Annotated in this window: 15 protein-coding genes; 7 read left to right on the forward strand and 8 right to left on the reverse strand. The window is 72.2% G+C overall.

What is annotated here, in order from left to right; genetic code table 11:
- Positions 1-14: 14 nt before the first annotated feature.
- Genes IH09_RS19335 through IH09_RS19355 form a run of 5 tightly spaced genes read right to left on the reverse strand, consistent with a single transcriptional unit; the run spans position 15 to position 4,322 of the window.
- The gene (locus IH09_RS19335) at positions 15-1,028 is read right to left on the reverse strand and encodes a glycine betaine ABC transporter substrate-binding protein (protein ID WP_052857849.1); all 1,014 of its coding nucleotides are present in this window, start codon (positions 1,026-1,028) and stop codon (positions 15-17) included.
- Positions 1,028-1,921 (reverse strand): ABC transporter permease, encoded by an 894-nt coding sequence (locus tag IH09_RS19340; protein WP_052857853.1) that lies wholly within the window; start codon positions 1,919-1,921, stop codon positions 1,028-1,030. The genes IH09_RS19335 and IH09_RS19340 overlap by 1 nt, the downstream gene beginning before the upstream one ends.
- The gene (locus tag IH09_RS19345; protein WP_052857856.1) at positions 1,918-3,198 is read right to left on the reverse strand and encodes a betaine/proline/choline family ABC transporter ATP-binding protein; all 1,281 of its coding nucleotides are present in this window, start codon (positions 3,196-3,198) and stop codon (positions 1,918-1,920) included. The genes IH09_RS19340 and IH09_RS19345 overlap by 4 nt, the downstream gene beginning before the upstream one ends.
- Positions 3,191-3,838, reverse strand: a complete 648-nt coding sequence (locus IH09_RS19350; RefSeq protein ID WP_052857860.1) for an ABC transporter permease subunit — start codon at positions 3,836-3,838, stop codon at positions 3,191-3,193. The genes IH09_RS19345 and IH09_RS19350 overlap by 8 nt, the downstream gene beginning before the upstream one ends.
- A gap of 16 nt (positions 3,839-3,854) precedes the next feature.
- Complete coding sequence (locus IH09_RS19355; protein WP_052857863.1) at positions 3,855-4,322, reverse strand: Lrp/AsnC family transcriptional regulator; 468 nt, start codon at positions 4,320-4,322, stop codon at positions 3,855-3,857.
- A 129-nt stretch (positions 4,323-4,451) separates the two neighbouring features.
- Here IH09_RS19355 and hppD point away from each other — a divergent pair, with 129 nt between their 5' ends.
- The 3 genes from hppD to IH09_RS19370 all read left to right on the forward strand — a co-directional run bounded on the left by hppD (position 4,452) and on the right by IH09_RS19370 (position 9,027).
- A complete protein-coding gene (hppD, locus tag IH09_RS19360) occupies positions 4,452-5,606 on the forward strand; it encodes a 4-hydroxyphenylpyruvate dioxygenase (protein WP_052857867.1) in 1,155 nt (384 codons plus the stop codon).
- A 90-nt stretch (positions 5,607-5,696) separates the two neighbouring features.
- Positions 5,697-7,061: an FAD-binding oxidoreductase gene (locus IH09_RS19365; protein WP_052857869.1), complete on the forward strand. Its 1,365-nt coding sequence runs from the start codon at positions 5,697-5,699 to the stop codon at positions 7,059-7,061.
- Between the two features lie 529 nt (positions 7,062-7,590).
- On the forward strand, positions 7,591-9,027 hold the full coding sequence (locus IH09_RS19370) for a dihydrolipoyl dehydrogenase family protein (RefSeq protein ID WP_052857871.1): 1,437 nt from the start codon (positions 7,591-7,593) through the stop codon (positions 9,025-9,027).
- A gap of 101 nt (positions 9,028-9,128) precedes the next feature.
- On the opposite strand, the gene IH09_RS39970 is transcribed toward IH09_RS19370, so the two are convergent.
- Together IH09_RS39970 and IH09_RS19380 are read right to left on the reverse strand one after the other, a co-directional pair.
- Positions 9,129-9,422, reverse strand: a complete 294-nt coding sequence (locus tag IH09_RS39970) for a tetratricopeptide repeat protein (RefSeq protein ID WP_052858018.1) — start codon at positions 9,420-9,422, stop codon at positions 9,129-9,131.
- A gap of 247 nt (positions 9,423-9,669) precedes the next feature.
- Positions 9,670-10,146, reverse strand: a complete 477-nt coding sequence (locus IH09_RS19380; protein WP_052857875.1) for an SsgA family sporulation/cell division regulator — start codon at positions 10,144-10,146, stop codon at positions 9,670-9,672.
- 239 nt (positions 10,147-10,385) lie between these two features.
- Here IH09_RS19380 and IH09_RS19385 point away from each other — a divergent pair, with 239 nt between their 5' ends.
- The gene (locus IH09_RS19385) at positions 10,386-12,029 is read left to right on the forward strand and encodes an RDD family protein (protein ID WP_110952421.1); all 1,644 of its coding nucleotides are present in this window, start codon (positions 10,386-10,388) and stop codon (positions 12,027-12,029) included.
- A 125-nt stretch (positions 12,030-12,154) separates the two neighbouring features.
- The gene (locus tag IH09_RS19390; RefSeq protein WP_052857883.1) at positions 12,155-12,937 is read left to right on the forward strand and encodes an RDD family protein; all 783 of its coding nucleotides are present in this window, start codon (positions 12,155-12,157) and stop codon (positions 12,935-12,937) included.
- A 34-nt stretch (positions 12,938-12,971) separates the two neighbouring features.
- On the opposite strand, the gene IH09_RS19395 is transcribed toward IH09_RS19390, so the two are convergent.
- Positions 12,972-13,298, reverse strand: coding sequence for a hypothetical protein (locus IH09_RS19395; RefSeq protein WP_052857886.1), 327 nt, complete (start codon positions 13,296-13,298; stop codon positions 12,972-12,974).
- Between the two features lie 397 nt (positions 13,299-13,695).
- Between IH09_RS19395 and IH09_RS19400 the strand changes: the two genes are divergently transcribed.
- Together IH09_RS19400 and IH09_RS19405 are read left to right on the forward strand one after the other, a co-directional pair.
- Positions 13,696-16,098: an immune inhibitor A domain-containing protein gene (locus IH09_RS19400; protein WP_052857890.1), complete on the forward strand. Its 2,403-nt coding sequence runs from the start codon at positions 13,696-13,698 to the stop codon at positions 16,096-16,098.
- A 122-nt stretch (positions 16,099-16,220) separates the two neighbouring features.
- Positions 16,221-16,559: a hypothetical protein gene (locus IH09_RS19405; protein ID WP_052858021.1), complete on the forward strand. Its 339-nt coding sequence runs from the start codon at positions 16,221-16,223 to the stop codon at positions 16,557-16,559.
- The last annotated feature ends 2 nt before the right edge of the window (positions 16,560-16,561 follow it).

A 16,561-nucleotide genomic window follows, 5' to 3' on the forward strand; every position in this document is an offset into this window, starting at 1 on the left:
CGTACGGCGGGCCGCTACCCCGCGGTGATGAACCCCTTCCCGATCAGCCAGTCCCTGGCGACCTCGTGCGGGTCCCGGCCCGCCACGTCCACCTCGCGGTTGAGCTTCTGCGCGACCTCGTTGTCGAGGGCCGCGGTGACGGGGGCGAGGACGCCGGCGATCTCCGGGTACTTCCGCATCGTCGCGGAGTGCATCTCGGGCGCGGCGTTGTAGTTGGGGAAGAAGTGCCGGTCGTCGGCGAGGACGGTCAGGCCCATCGCCTTGATGCGGCCGTCGGTGGTGAAGACCTCGCCGAAGGTGCACGCCGTGCCCTGGGACGCCTCGGTGTAGACGACGCCGCCGGTCATCTTGCGGATGGCGGCGGGCGGGATGTCCATGCCGTACGCCTTCGCCATGCCCGGCAGGCCGTCGTTGCGGGTGGCGAACTCGTTCTCCACGCACAGGGTGACCGCGCCGGGGTCGCGTTTGAGGAGTGCGGCGACGTCCGAGAGGTTCCGGACGCCGTACTTCTTCTCGTTGGCGGCGTTCAGCGCCAGTGCGTAGGTGTTGTTCAGGGCGGCGGGGGGCAGCCAGTCGAGGCCGTTGGCCCGGTCGGCGTCGCGGACCGCCGCCCACTGCCGGTACGGGTCGGCGATCGGGTGCTCGTTGCCGAGGAAGGTGATCCAGGCGGTGCCGGTGTACTCGTACATCCCGTCCGCGGTACCGGACTTGACGGCCTCGCGGGCGCCGATCGTGCCCTGGATGTTGGTCTTGTCGATGACGGTGGCGCCGGCCGCCTTGAACACCAGGCCCATGATCTGGCCGAGGATGATGTTCTCGGTGAACTCCTTGGACGTGACGGTGAGTTCGGCGCCCTTGAGGGGCAGCCCCCGGCCGACCGTACCGGGCTTGACGGTATCGCTCATCGGGCTGCCGCTGACCAGGCCGCAGCCGGCGGGCCCGGCGGCGAGCAGGGCGCCGGCCAGTGCCGCGGCGGCCGCGCGGCGACGGGTGCGACGGGTGCGCCGGTGGGGTACGCGGTGCGCCATCAGACCGTCCCCTCCAGGCCGCGCGGCCGCAGCAGCAGCTCGGCGAGCGAGGCCAGCCAGTCCACCAGCAGGGCGAGCACCACGGTCAGTACGGATCCCAGGATCAGTACCGGCATCCGCTGGGTGATGATGCCCGCCGAGATCAGGTCGCCCAGGCCCCCGCCGCCGCCGAAGGTGGCCAGCGTCGCGGTGCCGACGTTCAGCACGAGCGCGGTGCGCACCCCGGCCAGGATGAGCGGTACGGCCAGCGGCAGTTCCACCTTGCGCAGCACGCCCAGCGGGGACATGCCGATACCGCGGGCGGCCTCGGTCAGCGTCGGGTCGATACCGCGCAGCCCGGCGATGGTGTTGGCCAGGACGGGCAGCACGGCGTAGGCGACCATGCCGATGACGGCGGCCCTGGCGCCGATGCCGAGCCAGATGACCAGCAGGACCAGCAGACCCAGGGCGGGGACCGCCTGGCCGAGGTTGGCGAGGGCCACCGCGACCGGCGCCGCGCGGCGCAGCGCGGAGCGGGTCAGGGCGATGCCCAGCGGGATCGCGATGACCAGCACGAAGAAGGTGGAGACCACGGTGAGTTCGACGTGCTGGCGCAGCGCCAGCCACACCTTGCCGTGGTCCACCGCCTGGTGGGCGATGGAGTCCAGGCGGGCGCCGCGGAACCACAGCCAGGTGGCGAGCAGCGCGGCGGCCAGGAAGGCCGGCCGCAGGGCCGCCTGCCGCGGGCCGATCCGGCGCGCCGTCGCGGCGGGCGGCGGCGCGGGTTCGGCCGTGGCGGCCGCCAGTGCCGGATCCGCGGCCGTCACCTCGTCGCGGAAGGCCACACCGTGCACCTCGTGCTCGCCCGGCGGCCGCTCGTCCTTACGGGGCCTGCTGGTATCGCGCGGGCTCATGCGGTGACCCCCGCGGGGCCGTCCGTACCGTTCGGGCCCGCCGCGTATCCGCCCTCCTGCTCCTGCCGGGTCAGCAGGGCGCGCTGCTCCTGGAGCTGGTGCTGGTGCTCGACGGCCTCCAGCCGGTCCGCCTCCAGCAGTTCGTGGACGTTGTTCATCAGCGTCTCCATGTCGACCACGCCGGTGTACTCGCCGCGCCGCCCGGTGACCGCGACCCGGCCCGCGTTGTCGGTGAGCACCGCCTCCAGGGCGTCGCGCAGCGTCGCGTCCCGGGTGACCGTGTCGTGCACCAGCGTGCCGGCCCGCGCCAGCGATCCCTTGGCCCGCGAGAGATCGCCGCGGCGCAGCCATTTGTACGGGCGGCGGTGCCGGTCGAGCAGCAGCACCTCGTTGGTGGTGCCGGAGCGCAGCAGGTCGAAGATGGACTGGAGCGGGTCGTCGACCCCGGCGGTGGGGAAGTCGACGACGCCGACGTCCCGGACCCGGGTGAGATTGAGCCGCTTGAGCGCGGCGCCGGCGCCCACGAAGCCGGAGACGAAGTCGTCCGCCGGGTTGGTGAGGATGGCTTCGGGGGTGTCGAACTGGGCGATGTGCGAGCGCTCGCGGAGCACCGCGATGCGGTCGCCGAGCTTGATGGCCTCGTCGAAGTCGTGGGTGACGAAGACGATGGTCTTGTGCAGCTCGTGCTGGAGCCGGATCAGCTCGTCCTGGAGGTGGTCACGGGTGATCGGGTCGACGGCCCCGAACGGCTCGTCCATCAGCAGGACGGGCGGGTCGGCGGCCAGGGCGCGGGCGACGCCGACGCGCTGCTGCTGGCCGCCGGAGAGCTGGCGCGGATAGCGGCCGTGGAACTCGCCCGGTTCCAGGCCGACCAGGTCGAGCATCTCCGCGACCCGGTCGCGGATCCTGGGCCGGGACCAGCCGGCCATTTTCGGTACCAGCGCGATGTTCTGGGCGACGGTCATGTGCGGGAAGAGGCCGGAGGACTGGATGGCGTAGCCGACCTTGCGGCGCAGCCGGACCGGGTCGATGCCGGTGACGTCCTCGTCGCCGATGCGTATGCGGCCGGCGGTGGGCTCGATCAGCCGGTTGATCATCTTGAGGGTGGTGGATTTCCCGCAGCCGGAGGGCCCCACGAAGACCACCAGCTCACCGGCCTTGATCTCCATGCTGACGTTCTCCACCGCGGGGCCGGGGCTGCCCGCGTAGCGTTTCGTCAGATTCTCCAGCCGGATGCCGGCGCCGGTGGCTGCGGTCGTTCCGGACGGTTCAGGCACGGATCCCCCTGGAGATGGTCAGGCGTCCGATCAGGACATAGGCGGCGTCGAAGAGCAGGGCGAGGACGACGATCCCGAGGGTGCCGGAGAGTACCTGGTTGAGGGCGTTGGCGCTGCCGAGCGAGGCGATACCGCGGAAGATCTCGTTGCCGAGGCCGGGGCCCGAGGCGTAGGCGGCGATGGCCGCGATACCCATCAGCATCTGGGTGGCGACCCGGATGCCGGTGAGGATCGGCGGCCAGGCCAGCGGCAGTTCGACCTTCAGCAGCCGGGCGGTGCGCGACATCCCGATGCCCTTGGCCGCGTCCACCAGCGTGGGGTCGACACCGCGCAGTCCGACGATGGCGTTGCGGACGATCGGCAGCAGCCCGTACAGGGTCAGGGCGATGACCGTGGGAGCGACGCCGAGGCCGACGACCGGGATCAGCAGGCCGATCATGGCCAGCGAGGGCATCGTCAGGATCGTGGCGGTCGTGGCGGTGGCGAGGTTGCCCGCCCATTCGCTGCGGTACGTGAGCACGCCGAGCGCGACGCCCAGCACGGTGGCGACCACCATGCACTGGAAGACCGCGCTGGCGTGCTGGTACGCATCCGTCAGCAGCTGGGTGTGCCGGTTGCCGACGTACTCCCAGAAGCTCACTCGGCGCTCTCCTCGGTCAGTCCCCCGATGCCTGTTTCACCAGCGGGATGATGCGCAGTGGAACCGGGTTTTCCATGACAATCGCGGTCGAAGCCCGCACGATGCCATCAAAACCCACGACCCGATCGATCACCCGTTGCAGATCGGCGTTGGACCTGGCGACGAGCCTGCAGAGCATGTCCCCATGTCCGGTCGTTGTATGCAGTTCAAGCACCTCCGGAACGGTCGCCAAATGGGCGCGTACGTCACCTCCTTGCCCTTGTTTGATCTCAAGTGTCGCGAATGCGGTCACGGGATAGCCGAGCGCCGCCGGGTCCACCTCCGGCCCGAACCCCCGGATCACTCCATTCGACTGAAGCCGGTCGAGTCTGGCCTGCACCGTCCCGCGCGCCACCCCGAGCCGCCGGGACGCCTCCAGCACGCCGATCCGCGGCTCGCGCGCCAGCAGCTCGATCAGCGCCCCGTCCAAATGATCGATCGCCATCGTCGGTTCCTCCGATTCCGATGGTCATCATGTACAGATAGCCCGGCAAAACTCCCCACCTGCTAGGCATCATGCCCAGCAAATGCACAAACTATTGCGCACCTTGTGGATCGGCGGGACTCTGCGGCCATGGCAGACACCACGATGCACACCAAGCCCTCCACCCCCGGCACGGCTCGGCAGGCGGATCCCTTCCCGGTCAAGGGGATGGACGCGGTCGTCTTCGCCGTCGGCAACGCCAAGCAGGCCGCGCACTACTACGCCACCGCCTTCGGCATGAAGCGCGTCGCCTACTCCGGACCGGAGAACGGCAGCCGCGAGACCGCGAGTTACGTCCTCGAATCCGGCGGCGCCCGGTTCGTCTTCACCTCCGTCATCCGGCCCACCACCGACTGGGGCCACTTCCTCGCCGACCACGTCGCGGCGCACGGCGACGGCGTCATCGACCTCGCCATCGAGGTACCGGACGCCCGTGCCGCCTACGCCTACGCCGTCGCGCACGGCGCCACCGGTATCGACGAGCCCTACGAGACCACCGACGAGCACGGCACCGTCGTCCGCGCCGCCATCGCCACCTACGGCAAGACCCGGCACACCCTCGTCGAGCGCACCGCCTACCACGGCGCGTACCTGCCCGGCTTCGTCGCCGCCGCCCCGCTCGTGGCGACCGGAGCCCGCCGCTTCCAGGCCATCGACCACTGCGTCGGCAACGTCGAACTCGGCAAGATGGACGAGTGGGTGAGCTTCTACAACAACGTCATGGGCTTCACCAACATGAAGGAGTTCGTCGGCGACGACATCGCCACCGAGTACTCCGCCCTGATGTCGAAGGTCGTCGCGGACGGCACCCGCAAGGTCAAGTTCCCGCTCAACGAGCCCGCGGTGGCCAAGAAGAAGTCGCAGATCGACGAGTACCTGGAGTTCTACGGCGGCCCCGGCGTCCAGCACATCGCGCTGGCCACCAACGACATCGTCGCCAGCGTCCGCGCCATGCGCGAGTCCGGTGTGGAGTTCCTGGACACCCCCGACTCCTACTACGACACCCTCGGCGACTGGGCCGGCGAGACCCGGGTCCCCGTCGAGACGCTGCGCGAGCTGAAGATCCTGGTCGACCGCGACGAGGACGGCTATCTGCTCCAGATCTTCACCAAGCCGGTCCAGGACCGGCCGACGGTGTTCTTCGAGATGATCGAGCGGCACGGCTCGCTGGGCTTCGGCAAGGGCAACTTCAAGGCCCTCTTCGAGGCCATCGAGCGCGAGCAGGAGCGCCGCGGCAACCTCTGATCCGCCCCGGGGCGGGCCGGCACCCGGCCCGCCCCGTGACCTTTGGCCGGTGATCTTCCCCGGGGCGCCCGCGGATGCGAGGCTGGCCGTATGGACCTCATCGCACACCTGCGCGCCGGACTCCCCGCGGAAGCGATCCTCACCGACCCCGACGTCACCGGCTCCTACGCCCACGACATGGCGAGCTTCTGCGCGGCCGGCACCCCCGCCGCCGTCGTCCTGCCGCGCACCGTCGAGCAGGTCCAGCACGTCATGCGCACCGCCACCACCCTGCGCGTCCCGGTCGTCCCGCAGGGTGCGCGGACCGGCCTGTCGGGCGCCGCCAACGCCTCCGACGGCTGCATCGTGCTCTCGCTGGTCAAGATGGACCGCATCCTGGAGATCAGCCCCGTCGACCGGATAGCCGTCGTCGAACCCGGCGTCGTCAACGCCGTCCTCTCCCGCGCCGTGGCCGAACACGGCCTCTACTACCCGCCGGACCCCTCCAGCTGGGAGCAGTGCTCGATCGGCGGCAACATCGGCACCGCCTCCGGCGGACTGTGCTGCGTCAAGTACGGCGTCACCGCCGAGTACGTCCTCGGCCTCGACATCGTCCTCGCCGACGGCCGCCTCCTGACGACCGGCCGGCGCACCGCCAAGGGCGTCGCCGGCTACGACCTCACCCGGCTCTTCGTCGGCTCCGAGGGCAGCCTGGGCATCGTCGTCCGCGCCGTCCTCGCCCTCAAGCCGGAGCCGCCGCAACAGCTCGCGCTGGCCGCCGAGTTCCCCTCCACCGCGGCCGCCTGCGAGGCGGTCTGCGAGATCATGGCCCGCGGCCACGCCCCCTCGCTGCTCGAACTCATGGACCGTACGAGCGTCCGCGCCGTCAACGCGCTGGCCCGGATGGGCCTCCCGGACAGCACCGAGGCCCTGCTGCTCGCCGCCTTCGACACCCCCGACCCGGCCGCCGACCTCGCCGCCGTCGGCGCGCTGTGCACCGCGGCCGGCGCCACCGAGGTCGTCCCCGCCGACACCCCCGCCGAGTCCGACCTGCTGCTCCAGGCCCGCCGGCTGACCCTGACCGCCCTGGAAGGGCTCAAATCGGCCACGATGATCGACGATGTGTGTGTCCCGCGCAGCCGCCTCGCCGAGATGCTCGACGGCACCGCCGCCATCGCCGCGAAATACGACCTCACCATCGGCGTCTGCGCGCACGCCGGCGACGGCAACACCCACCCCACCGTCTGCTTCGACGCCGACGACCCCGACGAATCCCGCCGCGCCCGCGAATCCTTCGACGAGATCATGGCCCTCGGCCTGAGCCTGGGCGGCACGATCACCGGCGAACACGGCGTCGGCGTCCTGAAGAAGGAATGGCTGGCCCGCGAACTGGGGCCGGTGGGCCTGGAGTTGCAGCGCGGCATCAAGGACGTCTTCGACCCGCTGGGCATCCTGAACCCGGGCAAGCTCTTCTGAACCCGGACGAGCTGGTGTGAACGGCGACGGGGCGGGCTCGTACGGGTGCGGGTGCGGCCGATTCCGGGTGCCGGGGTCCCGGGGGCGGCGGTGCGGGCCCCACGACCGGTGGCCGTCCGCCGAGCGGCGCACCGTCCAGGCCGCCCCGATCGCCCTCTCGTCGGACGCGACACCGGGACCGTCCGAGATCTGCCCCCCCACTTTGGCCTCCGATCTCCGATCTCCGGCCTTCGCCCGGAACCGACCGAGCTGACCGGCACCATCACGTTCCTGCCCCGGGCCCGCGATGGCCCACCCGGCCTCGTACGGGGCCGGGGCGGAGCGCCACCGGTCCGGCGGAGGCGGCGGAGCGCCGTCCGCGTACCGGGCCGTGTACCGGACCCCGGTACGCGCCGGGCCCGGCCGGCCGCCGCGTGGCCCGGGAGGCGGCGAACCGCCGGATGCGGCCACGGTCCCCGGGGCAGAGTATGGACGAGGACCCGCCGGGCCCCACCGGGCCGCCCATGCCCACGCAGGGAGCGATGAGCCGATGGCAGCGAGCGAAACGACCGAAGCCGAGTACGACGTCGTGGTCCTGGGGGCCGGGCCGCCCGGTGAGAACCTCGCCGACCGCGTCCACGCCGGCGGGCTCAGCGCGGTGATCGTGGAGAGCGAACTCGTCGGCGGCGAATGCTCCTACTGGGCCTGTATGCCCAGCAAGGCCCTGCTGCGCCCGGTCACCGCCCGCTCCGAGGCGCGCCGCGTCGCCGGCCTCAAGGACGCGGTGACCGGCCCCCTGGACGCCCCCGCCGTCCTCGCCCACCGCGACGACTTCGCCTCCCACTGGAAGGACGACGGCCAGGTGCGGTGGCTGGAGTCGGTCGGTGTCGACCTGGTGCGCGGTGTGGGCCGGCTGGACGGCCCGCGCCGGGTGGTGGTCGACGGCGGGCGGGTGCTCACCGCACGGCACGCGGTCGCGGTGTGCACCGGCAGCCGCGCGGTGATCCCCGGCATTCCGGGGCTCGCCGAGGCCAAGCCCTGGACCAGCCGCGAGGCCACCAGCGCACAGGCCGTACCGGGCCGTCTGGTGGTGGTCGGCGGCGGTGTGGTGGGCGTCGAGATGGCCACCGCCTGGCGGGCCCTGGGCGCCTCCGTCACGCTGCTGGTGCGCGGTGAGGGGCTGCTGCCCCGGATGGAACCGTTCGCCGGCCTCCTGGTCGCCGAATCGCTCGCCGAGGCCGGGGTGCTCCTCCGTACCGGCACCGAGGTGCGCGAGGTGCGCCGGGAGGCACCGGGCGGCCCGGTGACCGTCATCCTGGACTCCGGGGAGGAGATCGTCGCCGACGAGATCCTGATCGCCACCGGCCGTGCCCCGCGCACCGACGACCTCGGCCTGGAGACCATCGGCCTGGAACCGGGCTCCTGGCTGGACGTGGACGACAGCTGCCGGGTCCGGTCGGTGGCGGGCGACTGGCTCTACGGCGTCGGCGACGTCAACCACCGCGCGCTCCTGACCCACCAGGGCAAGTACCAGGCCAGGATCGCCGGCGCCGCCATCACCGCCCGCGCGCGGCAGGTGCCGGTCCTGGAGTCCGACCGGTGGGGCGCGCACGCCGCGACCGCGGACATTGAGGCCGTCCCGCAGGTCGTCTTCAGCGACCCCGAGGCCGCCTCGGTCGGCCGCACCGCCGCCGAGGCGGAACGCGCCGGCCACCGCATCCGGGTGATCGACCACGATCTGGGCGCGGTGGCCGGCTCCGCGCTGTACGCCGACGGCTACCGCGGCCGGGCCCGGATGGTCGTCGACCTGGACCGCGAGGTACTGCTCGGCGCCACCTTCGTCGGCCTCGGCGTCGGCGAACTCCTGCACTCCGCGACGGTCGCGGTGGCCGGCGAGGTCCCCATCGAACGCCTCTGGCACGCGGTGCCCTCCTACCCGACCATCAGCGAGGTGTGGCTGCGGCTGCTGGAGGCGTACCGCGGCTGAGCGCGGCCGGGCCGCGCCGGGCGGGCTCAGCCCGCCCGGCCCGCCCCGCCTGCCGGCCGGTCACCCCGCCCGTACGGCCGACCCGGGCCGCCCGTGCGGGCTCAGCCGCGTCCGCCGGTGTCGGCGCCCAGCGCCGCGGCGATCCGCAGGTGCGGGGCGGCCTCGGCGGGGCGGCCCTGGCGCTCCAGGGTGCGGCCCAGCATCAGCCGGGCGTACTCCTCGACCGGATCGTGCTCCAGGACGGTGCGCAACTCGGTCTCGGCGCGCCGCAGTTGGGCCGAGTGGTAGTAGGCGCGGGCGAGCAGCAGCCGGGGGGCGACCGGCCGCGGGTCCGCGTCGACCAGACCCCGGAGGATCCGGGCCGCGGCGGTGAAGTCCTTGGCCTCGAAGAACAGCCGGGCGCGTGCCCAGCGCTCGGCGGCCGTGCCGTGCTCGTGGTAGCCGGGGGCGGAAGTGGGAGTGGGACGGGACGTGGGGGCGAGAGCGGAGTCGGAGCCGTATTCGTACCCGTGGTCGTCGGCGGTGGCGGTCGGGTCCAGGTGTGCGCGGTACGTCTCGGTCATGACGGGGACAACACGGGAATTCGGTTGAATATTTCACAAGTGTGCGGGGTGACTCACCGGCGGTGGCGGCCGCCATGGCTCAGGCCCCGGGCTCGGGCCACTCGTCCCCGGGCCAGAGGTCGGTCGGCCACAGGTCGTCGCGGTTGGTCAGGGCGAGCAGCTCGCTCAGCTCCTTGTCGATCCCCAGGTGCTGCTGCTCGGACCCGGGCGGCACCACCCGCAGGGTGCGCTCCAGCCACGCCGAGACCGCCGCGGCCGGCGCCTCCAGCAGCGCGTCACCGTCCGGCGACGACAGCGCCACACAGACCAGGCTGCGGCCGTCCAGCTTCGTCGGCCAGACCCGCACATCCCCGTGGCCGCACGCCCGGAACACGCCCTCGACGAGCAGTTCACGGGCGAACGTCCAGTGGACGGGGGCGTCCGAGCCGATGTGGAAGGTGACATGGACGGCGTACGGGTCGTCCGCCCGGTACGTCAGCCGGGCCGGCACCGCGATGGTGCGCTCCGGCGACAGGACCAGGCCCAGTTCCAACTCTCGTTCCACCACGGTGTACATGCAATCCGCCTCTCTGCGCTCCCTGAACGCGTGCCCGTCAATGGGCCCACATACAGAGAGAGGCGGCAGACGCCGGATCATTACGCGACTTCGCACAACTTTTTTCACCGGTCTCTTCCAGGTGGTCGCGGCCGGGCGCCGGCGCGGACGCGACGCGGCGTCTGATAGATGTGGACGCCGCGTTGCGGCAGACTGCACCCCACACCCACCAGGCCGAGTACAGATACGGGACTTCGGACATGAGCGCCCCTACCTCAGGATCCGCCGGCAGCCCCACGCCAGGCTTCTATCCGGACCCGTCCATCCCCGGCTATATCCGGTACTGGAACGGTGCCGCATGGGTGCCGGGCACCAGCCGGCCCGCTCCGGCCGAGGGGGAGGCGATGCCCGCGCCGCCGCCCGGCGTCACCTCCGCGTCCCCGGCGCCCGCCCCGGTCACGCCCGCGGTCGAGGAGACCGGCCCGGTCTTCCTCGACGAGGCGGCGCCCGGCGGCGCCGCGGTGCCCGTCGTACGCCGGAGCGGTGAGACGGAGACCCGACCCGCGGCATGGGACGAGCCGGGCCGCCCGCACGGCACCGGTCCGCAGGCGGCCGCCTCCTGGCAGGCCGACGCGTCCCGGCAGAGCGGCTTCGGCGGCGAGCCGGACCGCCGGATCTCGTGGGGACCGCCCGAGGCGCCGGCCGCGCGGGGCGGGGTGCCGCCGCAGCGCGAGGAGTCCGGTGGCGGTGCTCCGGCGCCCGCCGAGTCCGCGGGCGGCGAACCGCCCGCCGCCGCGCCGCCCGCCACCCCCGCCCCGCAGGACCCCGACGTCCCGCGCGACGGGACCGTCACCATCCGTGCCGTCAACCCGGCCGCGCACACCGGCCGTCCCGCCTCCGGCGACCAGGGCACCACCGCGTTCCGTACCCCGCACCAGGAGGCCGCCGGGCCCGCCAAGGGCGGCGGGACGATGGCGTTCCGCACGGCGCCGCCCGGCGGTCCGGACCGGCCCGGTGCGCAGCCGGGCCCGCAGACCGGCCGGCAGCCGGGGCAGCCGTCCGGCCCGCCCGGCGCCGCCCCGCAGCCGCTGCCCTCCGTCGGGACCCCGCAACAGGGCCGCCCGCCCCAGTCCGCCCAGCCCCGGCAGCAGCCGTCCCCCGGGCACCCGGCTCAGCAGGCCCCGCTGCGGCAGCAGGTCCCGCCGCAGATCCCGGCACCGCAGCCGTCCGCCCAGCAGCCGGCCGCGCCGCTCCCGCCGGCCCGGCCGCACCCGGGCCGGCAGGTCCCCGGCCAGGTACCGGCCCAGGTTCCGCACGGCGGGCCCGCGGCGCCCGCCGGACAGGACGCGGGCGCCGACGGCGTCATCCCCTGGAAGCCCCCGACCGCCGATGTCTTCTTCGCGGCGGCACAGGCCGCGCAGGGCCACCCGGCCGGGCTCGGCCGCAGGTTCGCGGCCCGGCTGATCGACTCGGTGGTGCTGGGCGCGGCCGCCGCCGCGGTCGCCGTCCCGATGTGGGGCACCGCCGCGGACCATATCGACGCCAAGGTCCAGGCGGCCAAGCAGTCCGGCCGCCAGGTGACCGTCTACCTGCTCGACGGGACCACCGCACCGGTCCTCGCCGCGGTACTGGCCGTCCTGCTGATCGGCGGTGGGCTCTACGAGGCGCTGCCGACCGCCAAGTGGGGCCGCACCCTCGGCAAGAAGCTGTGCCGGGTCCGGGTGCTGGACATCGAGAGCCACGACACCCCGCCCCTCGCCGCGGCGGTCAAGCGCTGGCTGGTGTACGGCGTGCTCGGCATCCTGGTCATCGGGGTCGTGAACGCCCTCTGGTGCCTGTTCGACCGCCCGTGGCGGCAGTGCTGGCACGACAAGGCCGCGCGGACGTTCGTCGCCGCCGGCTGACCCGGTCGCATCGCCGGGGCCGGGCCTCCCCGCGGCGCGCTCCGCCGCGGGGCCGTCCGGGGCCCGCGTCCCCCGAACGGCCTTCGCCGGATGCGGCGGACCGCCGTACGGGGTCGACTCGGGCCATGAGTACCGACCAGCCCGGTGCCGGCTCCGGTGAACCGCCGGCGGACGAACCGTTCCCGAAGAGGCCGCAGGAACCGCCGCCGGGCGGCCCTCCCGCCGGCGGCTCTCCGTACGGCGGCGGCACGGGCGCCGAGGGCGGCGGCGCCCCGCCCCCTGGTGGTGCGCCTCCGCCCGGTGGTGCTCCGCCCCCGCCCCCGCCCCCGCCCCCGCCCGGCGGTGCGCCGCCCCCACCTCCGCCGCCCCCCGGTGGTGCCCCGCCGCACTACGGGGGAGGCCCGTACGGCGGTACTCCGTACGGCGGGCAGTACGGTGCGGCCGATCCGCTCGCCGGGATGCCGCCGCTGGCGAACCGCGGCCGGCGGCTGGTGGCGCGGATCATCGACTTCATCATCGTCGCCGTACCGGTCGCCGTGATCATGAACGTCCTGGTGGGCTGGGTGGATTACACCAGCACCAGCAGCGACCAGAACGGCAAGCAGGCGACGGTCTCGGGCGTCACCCTGCTCGTGTACTTCCTCTACGAGGGCCTGATGCTGACCACGCGCGGCCAGACCGTCGGCAAGATGGCGATGAAGATCCGGGTCGCGATGCTGGCGAACGGGGCGGTGCCGGCCGGTCCGCCCGGCTGGATCCGGGCCGCCGTCTATTCGGTCCCGGAGATCGTGCCGTGCTGCGGCTTCGTCTTCTGGCTCATCAATGTCCTGTGGTGCACCTGGGACAAGCCCTACCAGCAGTGCCTGCACGACAAGGCGGCCAAGACCGTGGTGGTCTCCGCGGTCTGACCCGCGGCACGGGGCCGGACCGGCCCCGCACCGACTAGCGCGCGTGCGGGCCGACGCGGGCCTCGGTGGCGCCGGCCGGCTGTGCGACGCGGGCGGACGGGATGCGGCCGGCGGGCGACGGGCGGGGCGGCAACGCGGCCGGTGCGGCGGGGGAGTCGGCGTGGGCGGCCCGGCGGCGGGCGCGCGACCTCAGCGGCATCGGCACCGTCAGGGCGACGAGCACCCCGATGCCGAGCCCGGCGAGCGCGATGACCGCGACCCCGATGCCGGTCTCCGTCCGGGAGAGCAGCAGCATCACGAGGGTGGAGAGAAAGACGGTGGCCGAACCGTAGACGAGCTGGGCGGGGGTCGGACGAGGCATGGCGTAATCCGTCCTCGGAACGTCGGCAGGGGGGCGGTCGACAGGAACGCACGTGCGGTGAGCCTAGGGACGTTACTTCCCGGGCGGAACGGCGAGTAAGCGTGACCTAATCCACGGTTCCGGCGCACGGGGGGCGCACGGAGCCGCCCGGTCGCCGCGAAACATTCTGCGCGGACCGGTGGAACCCCTGCTGGGGACGGGGGCGCATGACCGGCGGGCATATCCCCCCGGAGTTGCCGGGCGGCCGTCGCGCGCCGCGCGGCCGTGCCCGGCCGGTGTGACGCGCGGGCCGGACAACGTACTTCGATGACGTGCCCAAGTCAAGATCTGTCTTTTCTCCCATGCTTCCGGTCGAATTTCCCGGACACAGACCGTTCGAAGGGGAGGAAAGCATCAAGTGAGACATCAGAGAAGGGTGTTCAGACCGGCCGCCCTGGTCACGGCCATCGCCGCGATCGGGGCGGCCGCGCTGTCGTCCGCGGCGGTCCCGGCCACCGCCGCCGCTCCGACGCCGTCCGAGCGGCGCCAGGACCCGGCCCCCGAGCGGACGGTCGACCACGACCTCAAGGGCCCGTTCAGCGACCAGCAGGCGGCGCAGCGCAAGGAAGCGCTCGAACAGGTCCTGTCCGGTGAGGCCAAGGCGACCGAGCGGAACGGCTCCAAGGTCGTCAAGCTGACCAAGGGCAAGTACAAGGGCAAGTACGTCGAGCTGGCGCGGGAGAAGACCGACAAGATCTTCACGATCCTGGTGGACTTCGGCGACAAGGTCGACAACACCACGATGTACGACCCGGACGGCGACGGCCCGCTGCCCCCGGTCAAGATGTACGGCGGCGACCCCGGCCCCGCGCACAACCAGATAGCCGAGCCCGACCCCAAGTCGGACAACAGCACCGCCTGGCAGAAGGACTTCAGCCAGAAGCACTTCCAGGACCTCTACTTCTCGCACGACAAGAACAAGGAATCGCTGGCCAAGTACTACGAGAAGCAGTCCTCGGGCCGTTACTCCGTCGACGGACAGGTCAGCGACTGGGTGCGGGTCCCCTGGAACGAGGCCCGCTACGGCTCCAACTACTGCGGCGACACCAACTGCCCCAACGTCTGGGACCTGGTCCGCGACGGCGTCAACCAGTGGGTCACGGACCAGAAGGCCAAGGGCCGCACCGCCGCCCAGATCAAGGCGGACCTGTCCCAGTACGACCAGTGGGACCGCAACGACTACGACAACGACGGCAATTTCAACGAGCCCGACGGCTACATCGACCACTTCCAGATCGTGCACGCCGGCGAGGACGAGTCCGCGGGCGGCGGCAAGCAGGGCACCAACGCCGTCTGGGCGCACCGCTGGTACGCGTACGGCACCGACGCCGGGAAGACCGGCCCCGCGGACAACAAGGCGGGCGGCACGCAGATCGGCGACACCGGTATCTGGGTCGGCGACTACACCATGCAGCCGGAGAACGGCGGACTCGGCGTCTACGCCCACGAGTACGGCCACGACCTGGGCCTGCCGGACGAGTACGACACCTCGGGCACCGGCGAATCCTCGGTGGACTTCTGGTCGCTGATGTCGGCCGGCTCCTGGCTGGGCCGCGGCAAGAACGCCATCGGCGACCTGCCCGGCGACATGAGCGCCTGGGACAAGCTGCAACTGGGCTGGCTCAACTACGACAAGGCGAAGGCCGCGACGAAGTCCACCCACAAGCTGGGCGTCGCGGAGTACAACACCAAGGACAAGCAGGCGGTGGTCGTCGAACTGCCGTCGAAGTCCGTCAAGACCGATATCGTCCCGCCCGCCGAAGGCTCCAAGCAGTGGTGGAGCGGTATGGGCGACAACCTGAAGAACACGCTCTCCCGGCCGGTGGACCTGACCGGCACGTCCAAGGCGGCGCTGACCCTCAAGGGCTGGTGGGACATCGAGCAGAACTACGACTACCTCTACACCGAGGTCTCCACCGACGGCGGCGCCAACTGGACGCCGGTCGACGGCACCGCGGGCGGCAAGGCCATCCCGCGCGACGGCGGCGGCAAGCCCGCGCTGACCGGTACGGCCGCCGGCTACCAGGACCTCGTCTTCCCGCTCGACGCCTACGCCGGCAAGAAGATCGACCTCCGCTTCCGCTACCAGACCGACGCCGGCACCGCCCTGAAGGGCTTCGCGGCCGACGCCCTCGCCGTCGTCGCCGACGGCAGGACGCTCTTCAGCGACAACGCCGAGGGCGGTGACAACGGCTGGACCAGTAAGGGCTTCTCGCGGATCGGCGCGTCCTACACCAAGGACTACCCGCAGTACTACATCGCCGAGAACCGCCAGTACGTGTCGTACGACAAGACCCTCAAGACCGGTCCGTACAACTTCGGCTGGACGACCGCCAAGCCGCACTGGGTCGAGCACTTCCCCTTCCAGAACGGCGTGCTGATCTGGCTGTGGGACACCTCGCAGGTGGACAACAACGTCGGCCGGCACCCGGGCTCCGGGCGGATCCTCCCGGTCGACGCCCACCCGCAGGCCGAGCGGTGGGCCGACGGCAAGCTGATGCGCAACCGCTTCCAGACCTACGACTCGACGTTCACGCATTACCCGACGGACGCCCTGACGCTGCACAAGGACGGCAAGGTCGTGAAGATCAAGTCGAAGAAGGGCGTCACGGTCTTCGACGACCGGCACGGCGTCTACTACGACAAGGCGAACCCGACCGGCAGCGTGATCGTTCCTGACACCAACACCCGGATCAAGATCGCCAAGGAGGCCCGGGACGGCTCCACGGTGGTCCTCCAGGTCGGCCCGGCCGGTAAGTAACCGGTAAATCCCCAGTTCAGAGCCGTATCGGCCGTCGCCCCCTAGCGGGCGGCGGCCGATCGCGTTTAGATGCGTCTTACGAGTTCCTTGTTGACGCAGATTCTCACGGGGGAGATATGACGATGACCGGTGGCGGCTTCATCAAGCTTCCCGGCGGAAGTGTGGTGGTCGCCCTCTCGCTGCCCAGGCCCGGCGCCGGACCGCTCCCCACGCCCCACGACAGCCGCTGCCGGGTCCGGGTCCTGGTCCACGCCGTGAACCGCCAGCGCGCCCTGACCAGGCTGCGCAACCTCGGGCTGCGGGCCGTCTACCTGCGCGGCAACACCGAACCGCCGACCCCGGACGAGATCACGGCCGTCCTGCACCACCCCGACGGCCTGGTCTGGCGCGAGACCCCCGAGGACGACACCGAGTCCTGGCACCCGATACGGACCCTGCTGCGGCCCCCGGCGCCCGCCTGAGC

This window comes from Streptomyces celluloflavus (assembly GCA_000720995.1).
GTDB lineage: Bacteria > Actinomycetota > Actinomycetes > Streptomycetales > Streptomycetaceae > Streptomyces > Streptomyces celluloflavus.